Origin of the sequence: Olsenella sp. An293 (genome assembly GCF_002159495.1) — a bacterium.
GTDB lineage: Bacteria > Actinomycetota > Coriobacteriia > Coriobacteriales > Atopobiaceae > Thermophilibacter.
This window is the reverse complement of the sequence record NZ_NFIT01000004.1, coordinates 100,000-117,148: the sequence shown is the minus strand read 5'-3', so window position 1 is coordinate 117,148 and position 17,149 is coordinate 100,000. Positions and strand designations below refer to the sequence as shown.

The following is a 17,149-nucleotide window of genomic DNA, read 5'->3' as shown; positions in this document are numbered from 1 at the left end:
TCGCTGTGGCAGCGATGAGAGGGATAGAACATTGAGCAAGCAAGATGCCATCGAGCTTGAGGGCAAGGTCGTCGAGCCCCTGCCCAATGCCATGTTCAACGTCGAGCTCGAGAACGGCAAGACCATTCTCTGCACCATCTCCGGGAAGATCAGGATGAACTACATCCGCATCCTCCCCGGTGACAAGGTCGTTGTGGAGATCTCCCCGTACGACCTGACCAGGGGGCGCATCACCTACCGCTACAAGTAGGCGCGCTCACACAGCCTCGGATATTCACGCCAGCGGCTGGGCGAGTAGATAAGTTCGTATCAGCACGATCGGAAGGAAAAGACGCATGAAGGTACGTCCTTCGGTCAAGAAGATGTGCGACAAGTGCAAGATCATTCGTCGCCATGGCAAGGTTTACGTCATTTGCGAGAACCCGCGCCACAAGCAGCGTCAGGGCTAAGGAAGGAGCTTCAGTTGGCCCGTATTAACGGCGTCGATCTGCCGCGTGAGAAGCGCGTCGAGATCGGACTCACCTACGTTTACGGCATCGGTCGCACCAGCGCCACCAAGATCTGCGCTGAGACCGGTGTGAACCCCGACACCCGCGTCAAGGATCTGACCGAGGATGAGGTCACCAAGATCCGTGACTACATTGATGCCAACTTCACCACCGAGGGCGACCTTCGCCGCGAGGTGAGGCAGAACACCGCCCGTCTGATGGAGATCGGCTGCTACCGCGGCCTCCGTCACCGCAAGGGCCTTCCTGTCCACGGTCAGCGCACCCACACCAACGCTCGTACCCGCAAGGGCAAGAAGCGTCAGATCGGTGCCAAGAAGAGGGGCTAGGGAGTAGACAATGCCGCAGAAGAAGAACCAGCGCACCACCCGCGTGCGCCGCTCCGAGCGCAAGAACATCGCCGTGGGCCAGGCCCACATCAAGAGCACGTTCAACAACACGATCGTCTCGATCACCGACCCCCAGGGCAACGTGATCTCCTGGCAGTCCGGCGGCACCGTCGGCTTCAAGGGCTCCCGCAAGTCCACGCCGTTCGCCGCCCAGCTCGCCGCCGAGGCCGCTGCCAAGGCGGCCATGGAGCACGGCCTGCACAAGGTCGCCGTCTTCGTGAAGGGTCCCGGCTCCGGCCGTGAGACCGCCATCCGTTCCCTCCAGGCCGCCGGCCTCGAGGTTTCGGGCATCCAGGACAAGACCCCCATCGCGCACAACGGTTGCCGTCTGAGCAAGCGTCGCCGCGTGTAGCTAGGAGGAATATCAATGGCTATCGATAGGACTCCCGTCCTCAAGAGGTGCCGTCAGCTCGGCATCGACCCTGTCGTGATGGGCATCAACAAGACCTCCCACCGCGAGCCTAAGCGTCGTCGTCGCCAGGAGAGCGAGTACGGCATCCAGCTTCGTGAGAAGCAGAAGGCCAAGTTCATCTATGGCGTTCTCGAGAAGCAGTTCCGCGGCTACTACAACCGCGCCATGAAGATCGAGGGCATCACCGGCGACAACCTGATGATGCTGCTCGAGTGCCGTCTCGACAACGTCGTCTTCCGCCTCGGCTTTGCCCGCACCCGCAAGGAGGCCCGTCAGACCGTCCGTCACGGCCACATCACCGTGAACGGCAAGCGCGTGGACATCCCCTCCTACCAGGTGAAGGCCGGCGACGTCGTCGCCGTCGCCGAGAAGGCCCGCGACCTGCTTCCCATCAAGGAGGCCCTCATCTCCTCCGAGCACATGGCCGTGCCGGCCTGGCTCGAGGTTGACATCGAGAAGCTCAAGGGCACCGTCCTCCAGCTGCCGACGCGCGATCAGATCGACCTCGACATCGACGCGCAGCTGATCGTCGAGCTTTACTCCAAGTAAGCCCGACCAGGTTTGGAGGTAGCAATGTCCGAATTCATCCGACCCCAGGTGTCGGTCGAGGAGATCAACGAGAACCTCGCGCGCGTGAGCGCCGAGCCGCTCGAGCGCGGCTATGGCGATACGCTCGGCAACTCGCTGCGCAGGGTCCTTCTCTCCTCGCTTTCCGGTGCTGCCGTCGAGGCCATCCAGATCGATGGCGTCCAGCACGAGTTCACGACCATCGACGGCGTCTACGAGGACGTCACCGACATCGTCCTCAACGTCAAGGGGCTCGTCTTCCGCTCGATGGGCACCGGCGACGAGGCCGAGGCCAGCATCTCTGTTGACGGCCCCATGACCGTGACCGGCGGCGACTTCAACGTCCCCGCCGAGTTCGAGCTCGTGAACCCCGAGCACGTCATCTGCACCCTGGGTGCCGGCGCGCACCTCACCATGAAGATGCGCATCGGCGTCGGCCGCGGCTACGTGTCCGGCGAGGACAATGAGCGCGAGAGCGACCCGATCGGCATCATCCACGTCGACTCGCTCTACTCTCCCGTGCGTCGCTGCGCCAAGGCCGTCGAGGCCTGCCGCGTCGGCCGTCACACGGACTACGACCGCCTCGTGCTCGAGATCGAGACCAACGGCTCGATCACCCCGCGCGACGCCATCGTCGAGGCCGCCAACATCATCAACCAGCACATGACCGCGTTCATGGGCCTGGCCGATGAGGACGAGCCGGTCGAGGACGCCTCCATCTTCGCCACGGGCGCCGTGGAGGACAACGTGGAGCTCGACAAGCAGATCGAGGACCTCGACCTTTCCGTCCGGTCCTACAACTGCCTCAAGCGCGCGGGCATCCACTCCGTCCGCCAGCTCGTCGAGTTCTCCGAGAACGACCTGCTCAACATCAGAAACTTTGGCGTCAAGTCCATCGAGGAAGTCAAGGACAAGCTCGAGACCATGGGCCTGTCCCTCAAGGCCTAGGCGCAGCCGGATTTAGGAGAAGCTAGAAATGCGACACAACAAGAAGAGGGGCATGAAGCTCGGCACCGACGCCAGCCACACCAAGGCCATGAAGAAGAGCCTCATCCGTGCCCTGTTTGAGAACGACCGCATCAAGACCCTCGACGTTCGTGCCAAGGCCATCCGCCCCGACGTCGACAAGGTCATCACCTGGGCCAAGAAGGGCGACGTCGCCAGTCGTCGTCTCGCCATCGCCAAGGTGGGCGACAAGGAGCTCGTCCGCGAGGTCTTCGAGAAGGCCGCTCAGGGCATGTGGGCCGACCGCAACGGCGGCTACACCCGCATCATGAAGCTCGGCCCCCGCAAGGGCGACGCCGCCGAGGTCGTGATCATGGAGATCGTGACCGAGCCCGTCACCCCCAAGGCCGCTCCCAAGAAGGCCAAGGTCACCAAGGTCGAGGCCGCTCCCGTCGAGGAGCCCAAGGCCGAGGAGGCCCCCGCTGAGGAGGCTGCCGTCGAGGAGGCTCCCGCCGAGGAGACCGCCGAGAAGGACGCCGAGTAGCGTCTCGCTCGCAGAGCACTGCCGAGGGCCCCGGTCACGCCGGGGCCCTTTTCGTAACGCGTGTTGACACTGGCGTCAGGTTATATTGTCAAACTTGACACTGGCGTCAGGATATATTGTCAAGTTTGTCGTGGGAGGGAGGGGCATGGTCGAGCTGCGTGACGTCAGCTTCTCGTATGACGGCGAGAAGGACGTGACGGACCGTGTCTCGCTCTCCCTGCGTGGCGGCGAGCACCTCGTGCTTCTCGGCAAGAACGGGTCGGGAAAGTCGACGGTTGCTCGCATGTTCAACGGCCGCCTCAGGCCGCGCTCCGGGCGCGTGCTGCTCGACGGGGCCGACGTCACGGCGGCCCCGCGCCCCGTGCTTTCGCGCGCGACGGGCTACGTGCGCCAGGACCCCCTCTCGCAGGTCGTGAGCGACCTCTGTCGCGACGAGGTGGCCTTTGGCCCCCGCAACCTCGGCCTTTCTCCCCATGAGGTCCGCGAGCGCGTCCGGGAGGCGCTCGAGGCCTGCGGCATCGCCGAGCTTGCCCCGCGCCTCACCGGCGAGCTCTCCGGCGGGCAGCAGCAGCTCCTCGCCCTGGCAGGGGTGCTCGCCATGCGACCCGCGCACCTCGTTCTCGACGAGGCCGACTCCCATCTTGACCAGGCAACGCGCACGCGGCTGCGCGGTGTGGTGCGTGCGCTCGTCGCCCGCGGGGTCGCCGTGCTCGAGATCGCGCACTCCGGGGAGGCGCTCGTGGACGCCACGCGCGTCGCGGTGCTGGAGGGTGGGGCGCTGCTGTGGGAGGGCCCTCCCGAGGCCTTCCTGCGCGACGATAGGGCGCTCGAGGCCTCGGGTCTCGCCGAGGACCTCATCGCGGCAGCGTTTGCCCGCGCCGTCCGCGACGGCATCGACCTCGCTCGTGCGGCGAGCCCGGAGGGGCTTGCACCCTACGCGGGGAGCCGCGTCCCGCGCCGCGCCGCGGACGGCGATGCGCACACGCTGCGCGCCCGGGGCGTCGAGCTCAGCTATGGCGACCGCGCCGCGCTGCGGGGCGCCGAGCTCGCCTCGCGGGGCCTCACGCTCTTGCTGGGGGCCTCCGGCTCGGGCAAGACGACGCTGGCGCGCGTGCTGTCCGGGGTGCTCGATCCCGACGCCGGCACGGCGACGCTCGACGGCACGGCTGTGCGCCCAGGCATGGTCGGACTCTCGTTCCAGCGCCCCGAGGACCAGCTCTTCTGCGAGACCGTCATCGACGACGTCGCCTTTGGCCCGCGCGCGGCCGGGGCGGGGGAGGAGCGCGCCCTGGCGGCCGCCCGCGACGCGCTCGCGCGCCTGGGTCTTGGGGAGGAGCTTCTCGAGCGCTCGCCCTTCTCGCTCTCCGGCGGTCAGATGCGACGCGCGGCGCTCGCCGGCGTGCTGGCGCTGCGCCCGGGCGCCTACGTCTTTGACGAGCCCACCGCGGGCCTCGACGCCCCGGGTCGCGCCGGGCTCGTGCGCTTCGTGCGCGGCCTCGCGGACGAGGGGGCGGCCGTGGTCGTGATCACCCACGACGCGGGGGAGTGGCTCGACGCCGCGGACGAGGTGGCCTTTCTCGGGAACGGACGCGTCCTGGGCACGGTCCCCGCCGCGATGGCGCGCCGCGACCCCGCGCTCTTCGAGGCCGCGGGCCTCGAGCCGCCGCTGCTCGTCCGGGCGGCGTGTGCTGGAAGCCCCGCCGTTCCGTCCGGAGGGAGGGCGCATGCGCGGTCGTGAGGTCTTGGGCGCGTACGTGGCGGGCGACACCCTCGCGCATCGGCTCGACGCCCGCGTGAAGATCGTCCTTCTCATCCTGGCGACCGTGGCCGTCTTTGCCGCGGACGCTCCTTGGGGCCTGCTCCTGGCCGCCGCGGGGCTCGTGGCGGCCTTGGTGGCGAGCAGGACCTCGCCGACGCTCGTCGTTCGCGGCCTGCGGCCGGCGGCGCTCATCCTGGCGTTCTCCGTGCTCGCCAACGCCGTGGTGCTCGTGGGGCAGCCGGGCCTCTCGCTCGACGGGCTCTCGCGCAGTGCGCTCGCGGTGGCGCGGATTGCTCTTCTGGTGGGGTTTGCCCTGACGCTCTCCTCGACCACCATGCCCACGGAGGTCGCGACGGCGCTCTCGTGGCTCATGGCGCCGCTCTCGCGCGTGGGCGTCCCGGTGGGCGGCATCTCCACGGCGACCTCGATCGCGTTGCGATTCATCCCCATCACGGCCACCGAGCTCGAGCGCATCAGGGCGGCCCAGCGCGCCCGCGGGGCGCGGCAGGACGGCGGCGCGCTGGAGGTGCTCGCCGGGTGGCGACGGGTGCTCGTGCCCCTGGTCGTGGCGCTCTTCCGTCGTGCGGACGACCTCGCGGAGGCCATGGCGGACCGCTGCTATACGGGCGAGCAGACCAGCATGGCGCGCCCGCTGCGCCCGGTCGACTGGGTCGCGCTCGCGTTGGGGCTCGCCTGGGTCCTCGCGGCCGCTCTGCTCTAGGGGCGCCCGTGCTACCCTAAGGGACGAAAGGGGGCTCGCATGTCAGACCAAGACGAGGCAACGCTGGTCATCAAGCTCGGTTACCGGGGGGCGGACTTTGCCGGCTTCGCGGAGCAGCCCGGCACGCGCACCGTCGCCGGCGAGCTGCGCCGCGCCCTCGAGACCGCGCTGCGCCGTCCCTGCGAGCTCACCTGCGCGGGCCGCACGGACGCCGGGGTCCACGCGATCGCCCAGTACGTGAGCGTTCCCGTCTCGGGCGCCGAGAAGGACGAGCTCTCTGGCTCGCGCCTCATGCGCAGTCTCGTGGCGCTCACGCCCGACGACCTTTCCGTGCAGGCGCTCTACCGGGCCCCTGCGGGCTTCTCGGCCCGCTTTGACGCCCTCGCGCGCAGCTATCGCTATCGTATCGCCGCCTCGGACGCCCGCCCGGTGCTCGCCTGGGACCACGCCTGGTGGTATCGCGGCGCGCTCGATGCCGAGGCCATGGACGCCGCCGCCCAGGCCCTCGTGGGGGAGCACGACTTCAAGAGCTTCTGCAAGGCCTCCTCCGCGGAGGGCAAGCCCACCTGTCGCTACGTGGGCCATCTCGGCGTCAGCCGCGTGACGGAGGCGGGCGAGGAGCTCGTTGCCATCGACGTCACGGGCAACGCCTTCCTCCACAACATGGTCCGCACGATTGCGGGCACGCTCGTGGAGGTGGGCCGCGGGCATCGCGACGCCGTCTGGGTCTCACGGGTGCTCGAGGCGCGCGACCGCACCGCGGCGGGCCCCTGCGCCCCCGCGAAAGGACTCACGTTCGTCGGGGTAGAATATCCTGAGCACTCCCTTGCGCCCTGGGACTGACGGGCGCTCACGCCTACGAAGGAAGCATCTTGGACCTCCTCATCCACGTTCTTGAGCACAGCGTGGAGGACACGCTGCGGCTCGTGCCGTTTCTGTTTGTCACCTACCTCGCCATGGAGGCGCTCGAGCACGCCAGCGCCGACCGCGTCCAGCGCGTGGTCGAGCGCTCCGGCAAGGCGGGCCCCGTCGTGGGAGCGCTGCTCGGGGCGGTGCCCCAGTGCGGCTTCTCCGCCATGGCGGCCACGCTCTACGCGGGGCGCGTCGTCACGGCGGGCACGCTCGTCGCGGTGATCCTCTCGACCTCCGACGAGATGGTGCCCGTCTTCCTCGCGCACCAGGAGCCCGTCGGGCGCATGCTCGCCATCATGGCGGCAAAGGTGCTCGTGGGCATCGTCATCGGCTTTGCCGTGGACGTGGCGCTGCGTCTCTTGCGCCGTGCCGGCGACGGGCACGCCCACATCCACGAGCTCTGCGAGCGCGCCCACTGCCACTGTGACGACGAGCCCGAGGGTCACGGTCACGACCATGGGCACGGCCGCTGGGCCGTGGTGCGCTCCGCCGCCGTCCACACGGTCCAGGTGAGCGCGTGGATCCTCGTCATCACCTTTGTCTTTGGCCTCGCGATGGAGCTGGTGGGCACCGAGAGCCTCGCCGCCGCCGTGGCCAACCACCCGGTGCGCGCCACCTTCCTCTCCGCGCTCGTGGGGCTGATCCCCAACTGCGCCGCGAGCGTCGCGATCACCGAGCTCTACCTCGAGGGCGCCCTCGCGGCCGGACCCATGCTCGCCGGTCTTCTCGCCTCGGGCGGCGTGGGCCTGCTCGTGCTCTGGCGCACCAACGTCGACGCGCGCCAGAGCGCCGTCATCACGCTGTTCGTCTACGGCATCGCGGTCGTGGCGGGCCTTCTGGCGGGCGTGCTGGGCGTCTCGTTCTAGCACCCGCCGCGGGATGGGCGCGGGGCCGACGGCCCTTCTCGCCGCGGCCCTGCCCGGCCAAAGCCGCGATTTCCTATAATCGAGTGAGACGAGTCGGATGACTGCGCCGCCTGGCCGCCCCGTCGCCTGTGGCGACGCCTGGCGAGGGCCCGGCGCAGACGGGGAGGTGCGAGCGAGATGCCGAGGAGGCGCGAGAGGTTCGACAGGAGCGACGTGCCGCGAGAGAGCCCGTATCGCAACGTCATCGGGGCGGTCGTGTGCGTGGCGGCGCTCGCCGCCGTTGCCGCCGTGGTGCTGTTTGTCTACGGCAGGGTCCAGCTCGAGTCCCACCTCGACGACCGCGACCTCTCCGAGGCCCTCTCCTCGCAGTCCGCGCAGAACCCTACCCAGGGCAACGGCTACGCGGCCTCGACGGACGCCTTCGAGAACGTGCTGCTCTACGTTGCCTCGGGCCTTGACGAGGGCGGCAGCCAGCTCGTCTCGGCCCGCGTTCTCTCCCTCAACACGACGCAGGGAACTGCCGCGATCGCCGGCATCCCCGCCATCGCAAAGATCGACTTCGAGAACCCCGCCGCGCTCGGCGACGTCTATCTTTCGTCCGGCCCCGCGGCCACCGTCGAGCTGCTCTCTGACGAGACGGGCATCGTCTTTGACCACGTGATCGTCTCGACGGCGGACGTGCTCGGCCAGCTTTCCGCGCTCGCCGCCGAGGGCGTCGTCGACCCCGTGAGCCAGGCCAAGGAGCTCGTCTCGCAGATAATGACCGACCTCGAGGCCAGCGAGCTCGTCTCGCTCGCCGGGCAGGTCTTGTCGTCGGGCGCCGCGGGCATCGTCGCCGGCGAGGCGCCGCTGGTCCCGGAGACCGTCGCGGGGGCGGACGGCGCCGCCGTGGAGACGGGCTCCCAGCTCGTCGACGCCACGCAGCTCTCGCTCGCCCTCGGCCTGCTTGTGCCCGCCGTGTAGCGGCACTGTGCACATTTTGCCAAGGCCTCCCGAGAGGCCGCTCTCGCTTCCGCGCGCTGATACCCTAGTAGCGTGATCTCGCAGGTTGCCTGCAGCGGGCGAAAGGAAGCGCGGCAGTGTCGCACTACACGCCGACAACACCAACGGTCTCCGTTCTCATGGCGTCCCATGACGCCGAGAAGACCGTGCGCCGCTGCGTCGAGAGCCTCCAGGGGCAGACCCTGTCCAACTTCGAGCTGGTGGCCGTCGACGCCGGCTCCTCCGACGGCACCTGCGACCAGCTCGAGGCCCTCGCCGAGCGCGACATGCGCATCCAGGTGGTGCGCGCCGGCGCGTGCTCCCGAGAGGAGGCGCTCGACCTGGCGCTCGAGCGCGCCCGGGGCGCCCACGTCCTCGTCATGGACGATGACGGCTGGGCGGACCGCGAGATGCTCGAGCGGCTCGTGGACATGGCGGGGCGCGCCTCGCTCGAGCTCGTCGTCGGGGGCTTTGGCCTTGCGCTGAGGACGCGCTCCGGCCGGGCGTCCGAGACGTCCGCCGAGGCCGAGTCCGACCGCGTCTTCGCCACCCAGCATGACTTCCGCGCGGCGGCCTGGGAGCTCTTCGCCCGCGGCCAGCTGCTGCCCGCCTGCGCCAAGCTCTTCTCGCGAGAGCTCGTGGACGCGAGCGGCGCGCGCTTCTCGGTGGGGGGCCATCACGGCCACGCCTTTGTCCTTTCGTGCCTGCGCGACGTCGAGCGCATTGGCGTGCTCGGGGGCTGCTGCTATCGCGTGAGCCGCGTCTTCGCGCCGTCTGCGGGCGACGCGCCCGCCCAGCGCGGCTTTCGCCGGCTGGAGGAGGAGTACACCGCGCTGCTGGGGCTGTATCGGCACTGGGGCCTCGAGGGGGACGCGGCGAGCATGGAGATGCTCCAGAACCGCTACGTCGAGCAGCTCGCCGGCTGCATCGAGGCCACGTGCGGCAAGGGGAGCCGCGTCCCGACGGCCGACCAGCGCCGCATCGTGGCGGAGATGATCGACACCGACCGCGCCCAGGTCGCGGCGAGCGTGGCGCGTCCCAAGGGCAACGCCGTCCGCGCCATGCTGGCGCCCATCCGCTCCCGCAACGCCGCGCTCGTGTGCGTCCAGACCCGTCTGATGTCGATGCTGAGCCCGGGCATCGCGGACGTGACGCCCGACCTCTTTGTGTAGCGGGCTGCCCCGCCGTTCTTCTCGTCATTCTCGCTCTTGTCGGGCCCGGATGTTAAACGCGACCCGGCCCGCCCCGGCCGCCGTCCCGCCGCGCGTCTGCGCTACACTGTGGTCCAGCCACGACTAAGGGAGAGACGCATGCTCACGCCGCGCACCCAACGCATCAAGGAGAGCCTCTTTGCCAACCCCCGCCAGATCTCGCTCGAGCGGGCGCTGCTGTATCGCGAGAGCTACCTGCGAACGGAGGGGCAGCCCCCGGTCATGCGTCGCGCGCGGGCCTTTGCCCACGTGCTGGAGAGCCACCGGATCGTGATCGACGGGGACGACCTGCTTGCCGGCAACCGCACGCCCACTCCGCGCGCGGGCGTGCTCTCGCCGGAGATGTCACCCTACTGGATCATGGACGAGCTCGACCAATTTCCGGTGCGCCCGCAGGACACCTTTGAGATGAGCGAGCGGGACAAGCGCACCTTTCGCGAGGTCCTCTACCCCTTCTGGGCCGGTCAGAGCCTCAATGACTGGTACCAGGCCCACCGCCCGGACGACGTGGCGGCGGCGGAGGCCGAGCGCGTCTTCGCGGTGGCGCAGACCGACAAGGGCCAGGGCCACATCATCGCCGACATCCCTGAGGTGCTGGGGCGCGGCCTGGGGGACCTGCTCGCCGAGGTCGAGCGCCTGAGCGCCGCCGCCCCGGGAAACGACTTCCTGCGCGCCGGTGCCCTCTGCGTGCGCGCGCTCGTCGGCTACGTGCGGCGCTACGAGCGCATCGTGCGCGACGCCGCGGAGGGCCGGGCGCCCGAGGACCAAAACGCCACGGTTGCGCTGCCCGTCACGCCGGAGCGCGCCGCCGAGCTCGCGCGGCTGGCGGACGTGCTCGCGCACGTGGCGACCGAGCCCTGCCGTGACCTCTATGACGCGCTGCAGCTGACCTGGCTCGTCTGCGTGGCGCTGCAGCACGAGTCCAACGCGAGCTCCATCAGCCTGGGCCGCATGGACCAGTACCTGCTGCCCTACTACCGCGCGAGCGTGGCGGCCGGCGCGAACGCCGACGAGGTCCGCGAGCTGCTCCAGTGCTTCTACCTCAAGACCAACACGGTGGTCTTTGTGCGCTCCACGGAGAGCGCCAAGTTCTTCGCGGGCTTTCCCACGGGCTACAACCTCGTGGTGGGAGGCGTCGACGCCGAGGGACGCGACGCCGCGAACGAGCTCTCCGAGCTCTTGCTCGACCTCCAGCGGGACACGCGCCTGCCCCAGCCCAACCTGAGCGTGCGCGTGCACGCCGGATCGCCCGAGGCGCTGCTGCGCAAGGCGGCGGAGATCATCCGGCTGGGCGACGGCCTGCCCCAGTGCTTCAACGACGAGGTCAACGTCGAGTCCTTCGTGCGGCGCGGCGTGAGCCTCGCCGACGCGCGCGACTACGCCGTCGTGGGCTGCGTGGAGCTCTCCATCCCCGGGCGCATGTACGGCCTGCACGACATCTGCATGTTCAACATGATGCGCTGCCTCGAGCTGGCCATGACCGGACATCCCGAGGGCTTTGCGAGCTACGAGGACCTCGAGCGCGAGGTCGAGCGCACCATCGACCACTACGTCGCCCTCATGGTTCGCGGCTGCGACGCCTGCGACGAGGCGCACCGCGAGACCTCGCCCACGCCGCTGCTCTCGGTGCTCGTGCACGACTCCCTCGAGCGCGGCGCCGACATCACCTCCGGAGGGGCGCGCTACAACCCCTCGGGCGTGCAGGGCGTGGGCACGGCCAACCTCGCCGACTCGCTCTACGTGGTCAAGAAGGCGGTCTTCGAGGAGGGCGCGCTCGGCTGGGGAGAGCTGCTCCAGATGCTCGCGCGCGACTGGTCCGGCACGGGCGACGAGGTCTGGCGACAGCGCTTTGTCAACCGCTACGCCAAGTACGGCAACGACGTCGACGAGGTCGACCAGATTGGCCGCCGCTTCCTCGCGCACTACGGCGCGGAGGTCGAGAAGTACGAGAACGTCCGCGGCGGCCACTTCCAGCCGGGCAGCTACACCGTGTCGGCGCACATCCCGCTGGGGGCTGCCGTGGGCGCCACGCCGGACGGTCGGCGCGCCGGGGAGCAGCTCGCCGACGGCGGGCTCTCGCCGATGGTCGGGCGCGACAAGAGCGGCCCCACGGCGAGCCTGCTCTCCGTCTCCAAGCTCGAGAACGTGCGCGACACCAACGGGTCGCTGCTCAACGTCAAGTTCTCCCCGTCCACGCTCGAGGGCGAGGCAGGCATCGAGCGCCTGGTGGCCTACCTGCGCAGCTTCTGCCGGCTGGGCATCCAGCACATCCAGTTCAACGTGGTGGACCGGGCAACGCTCATCGACGCGCAAAAGCATCCGGAGGACCACCGCGACCTCGTGGTGCGCGTGGCGGGCTACTCGGCCATGTTCGTGGAGCTCGCCCGCGCGATCCAGGACGACATCATCAACCGCACCGAGCACACCCTGGGCTGAGCTTTGACAAACACGTCAGGTTATATTGTCAACCCCATGACAAACACGTCAGGTTATATTGTCAACCCCGCCACGGTCACCAACGTCCAGCGCTTCTCGCTGCACGACGGGGGCGGCATCCGGACGGTCGTCTTTCTCAAGGGCTGCCCCTTCCGCTGCCCGTGGTGCTGCAACCCCGAGAACCTCTCGGCCGAGCCCGAGGTCTCCCTCAAGGAGCGTCTCTGCATGCACTGCTCGCCGCGCCCGGGCGGCGCCCCGTGCGCCACGGCGCCCGAGGACTGCCCCACCGGCGCCAAGGAGCTGCTCGGCCGTACGCGCACCGTGGACGACCTCGTGGCGGAGGTCGCGCGCGACGGCGCCTTCTTCGAGGAGAGCGGCGGGGGCGTCACGGTCTCGGGCGGGGAGTGCCTGCTGTGCCAGGACTTCCTGCTCGCCTTTCTGGAGGCGTGTCGCGCCGAGGGACTCTCCACGGCCGTCGAGACCACGCTCGCGCTGCCGCTCGAGGACCCGGCGCGCCTGGTCGCGGCCTGCGACGTGCTGCTCGTCGACTTCAAGATCGCGGACCGGGCGCGCAGCCTCGAGGTCACGGGCATCGACCCGGAGCTGCGCGACGCCAACCTGCGCACGGTCCTGGGCCTGGGGGCGCGCGTGGTCGCGCGCATGCCGATCATCCCCGGCTTCACCGACGACGACGCCTGCGTGGCGGCCAACGTGGCGCGCATCCGCGAGCTGGGGCTCTCTCGGGTGGACGTGCTGCCGTTCCACCAGCTGGGCCAGGGCAAGTATGACGCGACGGGCCGCGACTACGCCCTGCGCGACGTCCCCCAGCTCTCCGACGCCGACGTCGCGGGCGTCGTCGCGCGCTGCGAGGCGGCCGGGCTCGCGGCGGTGGTGCACGGGGAGTAGCCGCGGCGCCGCGTTCTTCTCGCCCGGCTTTTGAGGGTATGTACACTGCCCCGGACTTATCGGTTTGCAAATCAGCTGGTAGACGAGCTGTCGAGAAGAACGTGCGGACCGAGAGGGTGTACATACCCTCAGGGGCTCGCTCGGGCCCCGCCGCGCGCCGCCCCGCTACACGCGCCCGCCGCGCCGACGCCGCCGCAGGGTCTCGAGGGCAAACGAGAGCCCGCCCGTGCGGACGCGATGGAACGCCTCGCGGGCCATTCGCGCGTAGTAGGAGACGCCGCTCGTCCGGGGGCGCTCGATGTCGCGGACGCGCGAGAACAGGCGCTTGCCGGCGGGGCTCACGAGGCTGCTCCTGAGCACGAGGTCCGCGTCGAGCCGCTCCATGGAGCTTCTGAGCAGGGGCGCCACCTCCGGGGCGTCCTCGCCCACGGCGCTCACGGTGATCAGGGCGTAGTTGACGCCGCGCAGCGCGAGCGCCTCGAGCACGCGGCGGTCGTCGACCCCGGCGCGCTCGGCGGCGTCCATCATGTCGTTCCAGCGCTCGAGCGGCACGCGCGGCGAGCGCGCGGCGAAGCGCTCCGCCTCGTCGAGGTCGCGCTCGCGGTAGCAATAGCCCGCCTCGTCGGTGTAGGCGATGCGCCCGGTGCGGCAGAGCGTCTCCACCATAAACGGGTTGTCCGCCCAGCCCGCCCCGGGGATCTCGAGGAAGCGGATGCCCTTCTCGGCAAGGTAGCCGCGGCGATAGAGCGCCGACCAGATGGCGGGGTGGTGGAGCATGAGCTCGATGCCGTCGCCAATGGAGAAGGGCTGCTGGCGCGGCTTGACGCGGCCTCGGTACGGGCAGCTCACGCGCGTCTGCGCGCCGCCGTCCCGCCCGGGGAAGACGCGCCAGTAGGCCGCCTTCACGACATCGATCTCCTCGGCGCCGCCGTGGGCGCCGGCGCAGGCGAGAAGCCCCTCGATCCAGGTGGGCTCGACGACGTCGTCAGGCTCGACGATGGCGATCCACGCCCCGCGCGCGACGCAGATCCCGCGGTTGCAGGACGCGCCATAGCCCTCGTTGGGCTTGTCGATGATCACGTAGCGCGTGTCGCGGGCGGCGTGGGCGCGGGCGATGGCGCCCGACTCGTCCGTGGCGCCGTCGTTGACGCAGATGATCTCGAGCTCGCGATGGGTCTGCGCCTCGACGCTCGCAAGGCACTCGTCGAGCGTCGCCTCCACGTTGTAGATGGGGATGATTACGGAGACGAGGTCGTGCTCGCAGGCGCCGCGCCCGGCGTCGACGTGCTCGGCGGGTGTTGAGGTGATGCTCATGTGCCCCCTGTCTTTGGGCTCGCGCGGACGTACCCTATACTATACGCGGCGCCTGCGCGGCGCGTGAGGCGGCGGGCAAACAGGGGAGGGACTGATGAGGCGCCTGGCCATCGTGATCGTGACCTACAAGCGGCAGGGCCTGCTGAGGGGCCTGCTCGACTCCATCCTGGGCCTGACCGCGGCGCCCTGGCGCGTGATCGTCGTCGACAACGAGAACTCGCCCGAGACCGCCGTGCTGGTGGCGGACTTTGCCGCGCGCATCGACGCGCAGTGGCCGCCGGCGGCGGATGACCCGGACGCAGAGGGCGGCGCCTCGCGCGCGGTCTACGACCCCATGGCGGAGAACACCGGCGGCTCCGGCGGCTTCTCCGAGGGCGTTCGCCGCGCCTTTGAGCTGGGCGCCGAGTGGTTCTGGGTCATGGACGACGACGTCGCCGTGCTGCCGGAGGGACTCGAGGCCCTCGAGCGCTGGAGCGGCGAGGCGGACGCCATCATGGGCCAGCGGCGCGACTTCGACGGGGGCCACTTCTTCTGGCAGCACCGCTTCTGGCCCCGCCTGGCGATCTACAACCCGCTCTCGCGCGACGGCTGGCGCCAGGGCGAGCGCTACAAGCTGGCAAACGCCCTGTGCTTTGAGGGCGGGTGCTTCTCGCGCCGGGTGGTCGAGAAGATCGGCCTGCCCGACGCCCGCTTCTTCATCTACCTTGACGACGCACTCTACGGCTACCTGGCGAGCAAGGTGGGCCCGGTCTACTACGTGCCCGACTACGTGCTCTCGCGCTGCCGTGAGGTGGCCAACAAGGAGATCGGCTCGGTCCGCCAGCTCAACTCCACCTCAGACATGACGCGCTACTACATCACGCGCAACCGCGGATACCTGGCACGCTACTTCAGGCTCTACGGCGACTACTCCGCCCCGGGCTTTGCCGTGGGCACGCTGCTCACCTTTGCCAAGGAGCTCGTCCGCCTGCTGATCGTGGACCGCGATCACCTCAAGAGCGGCATGGCGCGCCTGGTCGCCGGCCATAAAGACGCCCGCAAGATCTTGCGCGACCCCACCTGGGAGCCGATGCCGCCGCTGGCGTAGCCTCTAGGGCAACGGAGGCGCGTCCTTCTCGGCCGCGCAGGGGCAGGTCCTCGGGGCCCTCAGGGTATGTACACCCCGCCTCGAGGGTATGTGCGTCCCGCCGTCAAATGTGGGCTGCAAATCCGCAGGTCAGGGCATTGCCGAGAAGAACGAGCCGCCGCGGCAGCGTACATACCCTCAGGCCGGGGTGTACATACCCGGTAGAGCGGGCGCGGGCCGGGCCTCCTGCGCCCGCAAGGCGTACAATGAAGAGCCGCCGAGAAGACCATGGAGAGGGGACTGGCCCGTGGCCGAGAAACGCGACTTCCTAGACGACCTCATCGACCTGCAAAACGACTGGCGGGCGCTCTCTGACCTGCCGAGCTCCATGGTGAGCTCGCTCGTGGACGACCCCGAGAACCGCAAGGTCTTCAACCCAGCGGACTACAAGGAGAAGCCCTTCGCCAACTCCAACCGCTGCCTGCGCGTGGCGTCGGGCCGCGAGGACGTGTGCTCAAAGTGCCTGGACGTCTGCCCGGTCGAGAACGCGCTCAGGATCCACCAGAAGTCCGTCATCATCGGCGACGACTGCCGCAAGTGCGGGCTGTGCGCCGCGGTGTGCCCCACCGAGACGTTCTCGACCCGTCACCACACCCCGCGCCAGCTCTACGACCAGATCGCGCGCGCGGCCTCGGCCTACGAGCAGTGCTACGTCACGTGCACTCGCGCGCTCAAGCGCCTGCCCCGCGGCAACGAGGTCGTGCTGGCCTGCGTGGGCTCGATCCCGCGCGACCTGTGGTTCTCGCTCATGGCGGACTACGCCAACATCAGCATCTACCTGCCCGTGGGCATCTGCGACCGCTGTCGGACGACGACGGGCGAGGAGGTCTACGCGGACGCCATCGCCACGGCGGAGGAGTGGGCCGACGCCTCGATGGGGCTCGAGGTCGACGAGGCCGAGATGACTCACGAGTACACGCGCGCCTACAAGCGCAGCCAGTTCGTGAGCGGCGCCCTCCACTCGGCGGAGCGCCTCGTCACGCGCACCAACCCGGCGCTCGCGGGCGCCCAGGCCGTGGCGAAGAAGATCTCCGACCACTCCAAGCGGCTCGACCAGCTCCAGCGCGACCTCGAGGCCGCGGTGGGCGCCAAGACCTCGAGCAATCGCCAGCGCTACCTGACCCAGGGACGCAAGCTCATGATGGGGGCGCTCCAGCGCGACGAGGGGCTCGCGGACTTTGTGAGGCTCGAGGCCCCCGTGTGCGACTCGAGCCTGTGCACGATGTGCGGCGAGTGTGCCAAAGCGTGCACCACCCACGCCCTCGACGTCGACCGCAACGGCAACGTCACGGTGAAGGCGGCCTACTGCGTGAGCTGCGGCGCGTGCGTGGCCGTGTGCGAGGACGGCGCCCTCTCCATGGAGCCGATGGACGTGTGCGAGCTGGTGATCCCCGACAAGCTGACCGAGGAGATCCGGCGCAAGAAGGCCCTGGCCAAGGCCAAGGCGGAGGAATACAAGGAGCTGGGCAAGAAGCAGCTCGACCGCGTGGCCGACGTCCTGGAGAAGCTCGACGACTCCGCGGACGCCGAGAAGAACAAGCAGTAAGGAGAAGA

The 17,149-nt window shown here is 69.5% G+C and carries 18 protein-coding genes; 17 read left to right on the top strand and 1 reads right to left on the bottom strand.

From position 1 onward, the window contains the following. Positions 1-31: 31 nt before the first annotated feature. From infA to B5F85_RS03510, 15 genes are all read left to right on the top strand, one after another. The gene (gene infA / locus B5F85_RS03580; protein ID WP_075575875.1) at positions 32-250 is read left to right on the top strand and encodes a translation initiation factor IF-1; all 219 of its coding nucleotides are present in this window, start codon (positions 32-34) and stop codon (positions 248-250) included. An 85-nt stretch (positions 251-335) separates the two neighbouring features. Then, entirely contained in the window at positions 336-449 is a 114-nt protein-coding gene (rpmJ, locus tag B5F85_RS03575; protein WP_013252436.1) for a 50S ribosomal protein L36, read from the top strand. A gap of 14 nt (positions 450-463) precedes the next feature. Beyond that, the gene (rpsM, locus tag B5F85_RS03570; protein WP_087314478.1) at positions 464-835 is read left to right on the top strand and encodes a 30S ribosomal protein S13; all 372 of its coding nucleotides are present in this window, start codon (positions 464-466) and stop codon (positions 833-835) included. 10 nt (positions 836-845) lie between these two features. Further along, complete coding sequence (gene rpsK / locus B5F85_RS03565; protein WP_075279274.1) at positions 846-1,247, top strand: 30S ribosomal protein S11; 402 nt, start codon at positions 846-848, stop codon at positions 1,245-1,247. A 15-nt stretch (positions 1,248-1,262) separates the two neighbouring features. Further along, positions 1,263-1,856 carry a 30S ribosomal protein S4 gene (rpsD, locus tag B5F85_RS03560; RefSeq protein WP_087314476.1) on the top strand — a complete coding sequence of 198 codons (594 nt, stop codon included), beginning with the start codon at positions 1,263-1,265 and terminating at the stop codon, positions 1,854-1,856. A gap of 24 nt (positions 1,857-1,880) precedes the next feature. Next, a complete protein-coding gene (locus tag B5F85_RS03555; protein WP_087314475.1) occupies positions 1,881-2,822 on the top strand; it encodes a DNA-directed RNA polymerase subunit alpha in 942 nt (313 codons plus the stop codon). 28 nt (positions 2,823-2,850) lie between these two features. Next, entirely contained in the window at positions 2,851-3,363 is a 513-nt protein-coding gene (gene rplQ / locus B5F85_RS03550; RefSeq protein ID WP_087314473.1) for a 50S ribosomal protein L17, read from the top strand. A gap of 145 nt (positions 3,364-3,508) precedes the next feature. Next, the gene (locus B5F85_RS03545; protein WP_087314471.1) at positions 3,509-5,101 is read left to right on the top strand and encodes an ABC transporter ATP-binding protein; all 1,593 of its coding nucleotides are present in this window, start codon (positions 3,509-3,511) and stop codon (positions 5,099-5,101) included. Continuing rightward, positions 5,088-5,843 carry an energy-coupling factor transporter transmembrane component T gene (locus B5F85_RS03540; protein ID WP_087314469.1) on the top strand — a complete coding sequence of 252 codons (756 nt, stop codon included), beginning with the start codon at positions 5,088-5,090 and terminating at the stop codon, positions 5,841-5,843. Before B5F85_RS03545 ends, B5F85_RS03540 begins: the two co-directional genes overlap by 14 nt. Before the next feature lie 39 nt (positions 5,844-5,882). Further along, complete coding sequence (gene truA / locus B5F85_RS03535) at positions 5,883-6,686, top strand: tRNA pseudouridine(38-40) synthase TruA (RefSeq protein ID WP_087314467.1); 804 nt, start codon at positions 5,883-5,885, stop codon at positions 6,684-6,686. 29 nt (positions 6,687-6,715) lie between these two features. Beyond that, the gene (locus tag B5F85_RS03530; protein ID WP_087314465.1) at positions 6,716-7,621 is read left to right on the top strand and encodes a putative manganese transporter; all 906 of its coding nucleotides are present in this window, start codon (positions 6,716-6,718) and stop codon (positions 7,619-7,621) included. A 213-nt stretch (positions 7,622-7,834) separates the two neighbouring features. Further along, positions 7,835-8,584 carry a hypothetical protein gene (locus tag B5F85_RS03525; RefSeq protein WP_143786125.1) on the top strand — a complete coding sequence of 250 codons (750 nt, stop codon included), beginning with the start codon at positions 7,835-7,837 and terminating at the stop codon, positions 8,582-8,584. Between the two features lie 116 nt (positions 8,585-8,700). After that, positions 8,701-9,774, top strand: a complete 1,074-nt coding sequence (locus B5F85_RS03520) for a glycosyltransferase family 2 protein (RefSeq protein WP_087314461.1) — start codon at positions 8,701-8,703, stop codon at positions 9,772-9,774. A gap of 138 nt (positions 9,775-9,912) precedes the next feature. After that, entirely contained in the window at positions 9,913-12,249 is a 2,337-nt protein-coding gene (locus B5F85_RS03515) for a formate C-acetyltransferase/glycerol dehydratase family glycyl radical enzyme (RefSeq protein ID WP_087314459.1), read from the top strand. A gap of 36 nt (positions 12,250-12,285) precedes the next feature. Beyond that, positions 12,286-13,155 (top strand): radical SAM protein, encoded by an 870-nt coding sequence (locus tag B5F85_RS03510; RefSeq protein ID WP_087314457.1) that lies wholly within the window; start codon positions 12,286-12,288, stop codon positions 13,153-13,155. Between the two features lie 165 nt (positions 13,156-13,320). Here B5F85_RS03510 and B5F85_RS03505 read toward each other — a convergent pair whose 3' ends face one another. Further along, a complete protein-coding gene (locus B5F85_RS03505) occupies positions 13,321-14,469 on the bottom strand; it encodes a glycosyltransferase (RefSeq protein WP_087314455.1) in 1,149 nt (382 codons plus the stop codon). Positions 14,470-14,563: 94 nt separating this feature from the next. Between B5F85_RS03505 and B5F85_RS03500 the strand changes: the two genes are divergently transcribed. Continuing rightward, the gene (locus B5F85_RS03500; RefSeq protein WP_087314453.1) at positions 14,564-15,556 is read left to right on the top strand and encodes a glycosyltransferase; all 993 of its coding nucleotides are present in this window, start codon (positions 14,564-14,566) and stop codon (positions 15,554-15,556) included. Between the two features lie 286 nt (positions 15,557-15,842). Next, positions 15,843-17,141, top strand: coding sequence for a 4Fe-4S binding protein (locus tag B5F85_RS03495; RefSeq protein WP_087314452.1), 1,299 nt, complete (start codon positions 15,843-15,845; stop codon positions 17,139-17,141). Positions 17,142-17,149: the final 8 nt, after the last annotated feature.

Bases quoted from the DNA above. Each gene is read 5' to 3' on its own strand.
- rpmJ (WP_013252436.1), top strand. From the start codon at position 336: ATGAAGGTACGTCCTTCGGTCAAGAAGATGTGCGACAAGTGCAAGATC.
- rplQ (WP_087314473.1), top strand. From the start codon at position 2,851: ATGCGACACAACAAGAAGAGGGGCATGAAGCTCGGCACCGACGCCAGC.
- B5F85_RS03505 (WP_087314455.1), bottom strand. From the start codon at position 14,469: ATGAGCATCACCTCAACACCCGCCGAGCACGTCGACGCCGGGCGCGGC.
- B5F85_RS03555 (WP_087314475.1), top strand. From the start codon at position 1,881: ATGTCCGAATTCATCCGACCCCAGGTGTCGGTCGAGGAGATCAACGAG.
- rpsK (WP_075279274.1), top strand. From the start codon at position 846: ATGCCGCAGAAGAAGAACCAGCGCACCACCCGCGTGCGCCGCTCCGAG.
- B5F85_RS03545 (WP_087314471.1), top strand. From the start codon at position 3,509: ATGGTCGAGCTGCGTGACGTCAGCTTCTCGTATGACGGCGAGAAGGAC.
- rpsD (WP_087314476.1), top strand. From the start codon at position 1,263: ATGGCTATCGATAGGACTCCCGTCCTCAAGAGGTGCCGTCAGCTCGGC.
- truA (WP_087314467.1), top strand. From the start codon at position 5,883: ATGTCAGACCAAGACGAGGCAACGCTGGTCATCAAGCTCGGTTACCGG.
- B5F85_RS03500 (WP_087314453.1), top strand. From the start codon at position 14,564: ATGAGGCGCCTGGCCATCGTGATCGTGACCTACAAGCGGCAGGGCCTG.
- B5F85_RS03540 (WP_087314469.1), top strand. From the start codon at position 5,088: ATGCGCGGTCGTGAGGTCTTGGGCGCGTACGTGGCGGGCGACACCCTC.
- B5F85_RS03510 (WP_087314457.1), top strand. From the start codon at position 12,286: ATGACAAACACGTCAGGTTATATTGTCAACCCCGCCACGGTCACCAAC.
- B5F85_RS03515 (WP_087314459.1), top strand. From the start codon at position 9,913: ATGCTCACGCCGCGCACCCAACGCATCAAGGAGAGCCTCTTTGCCAAC.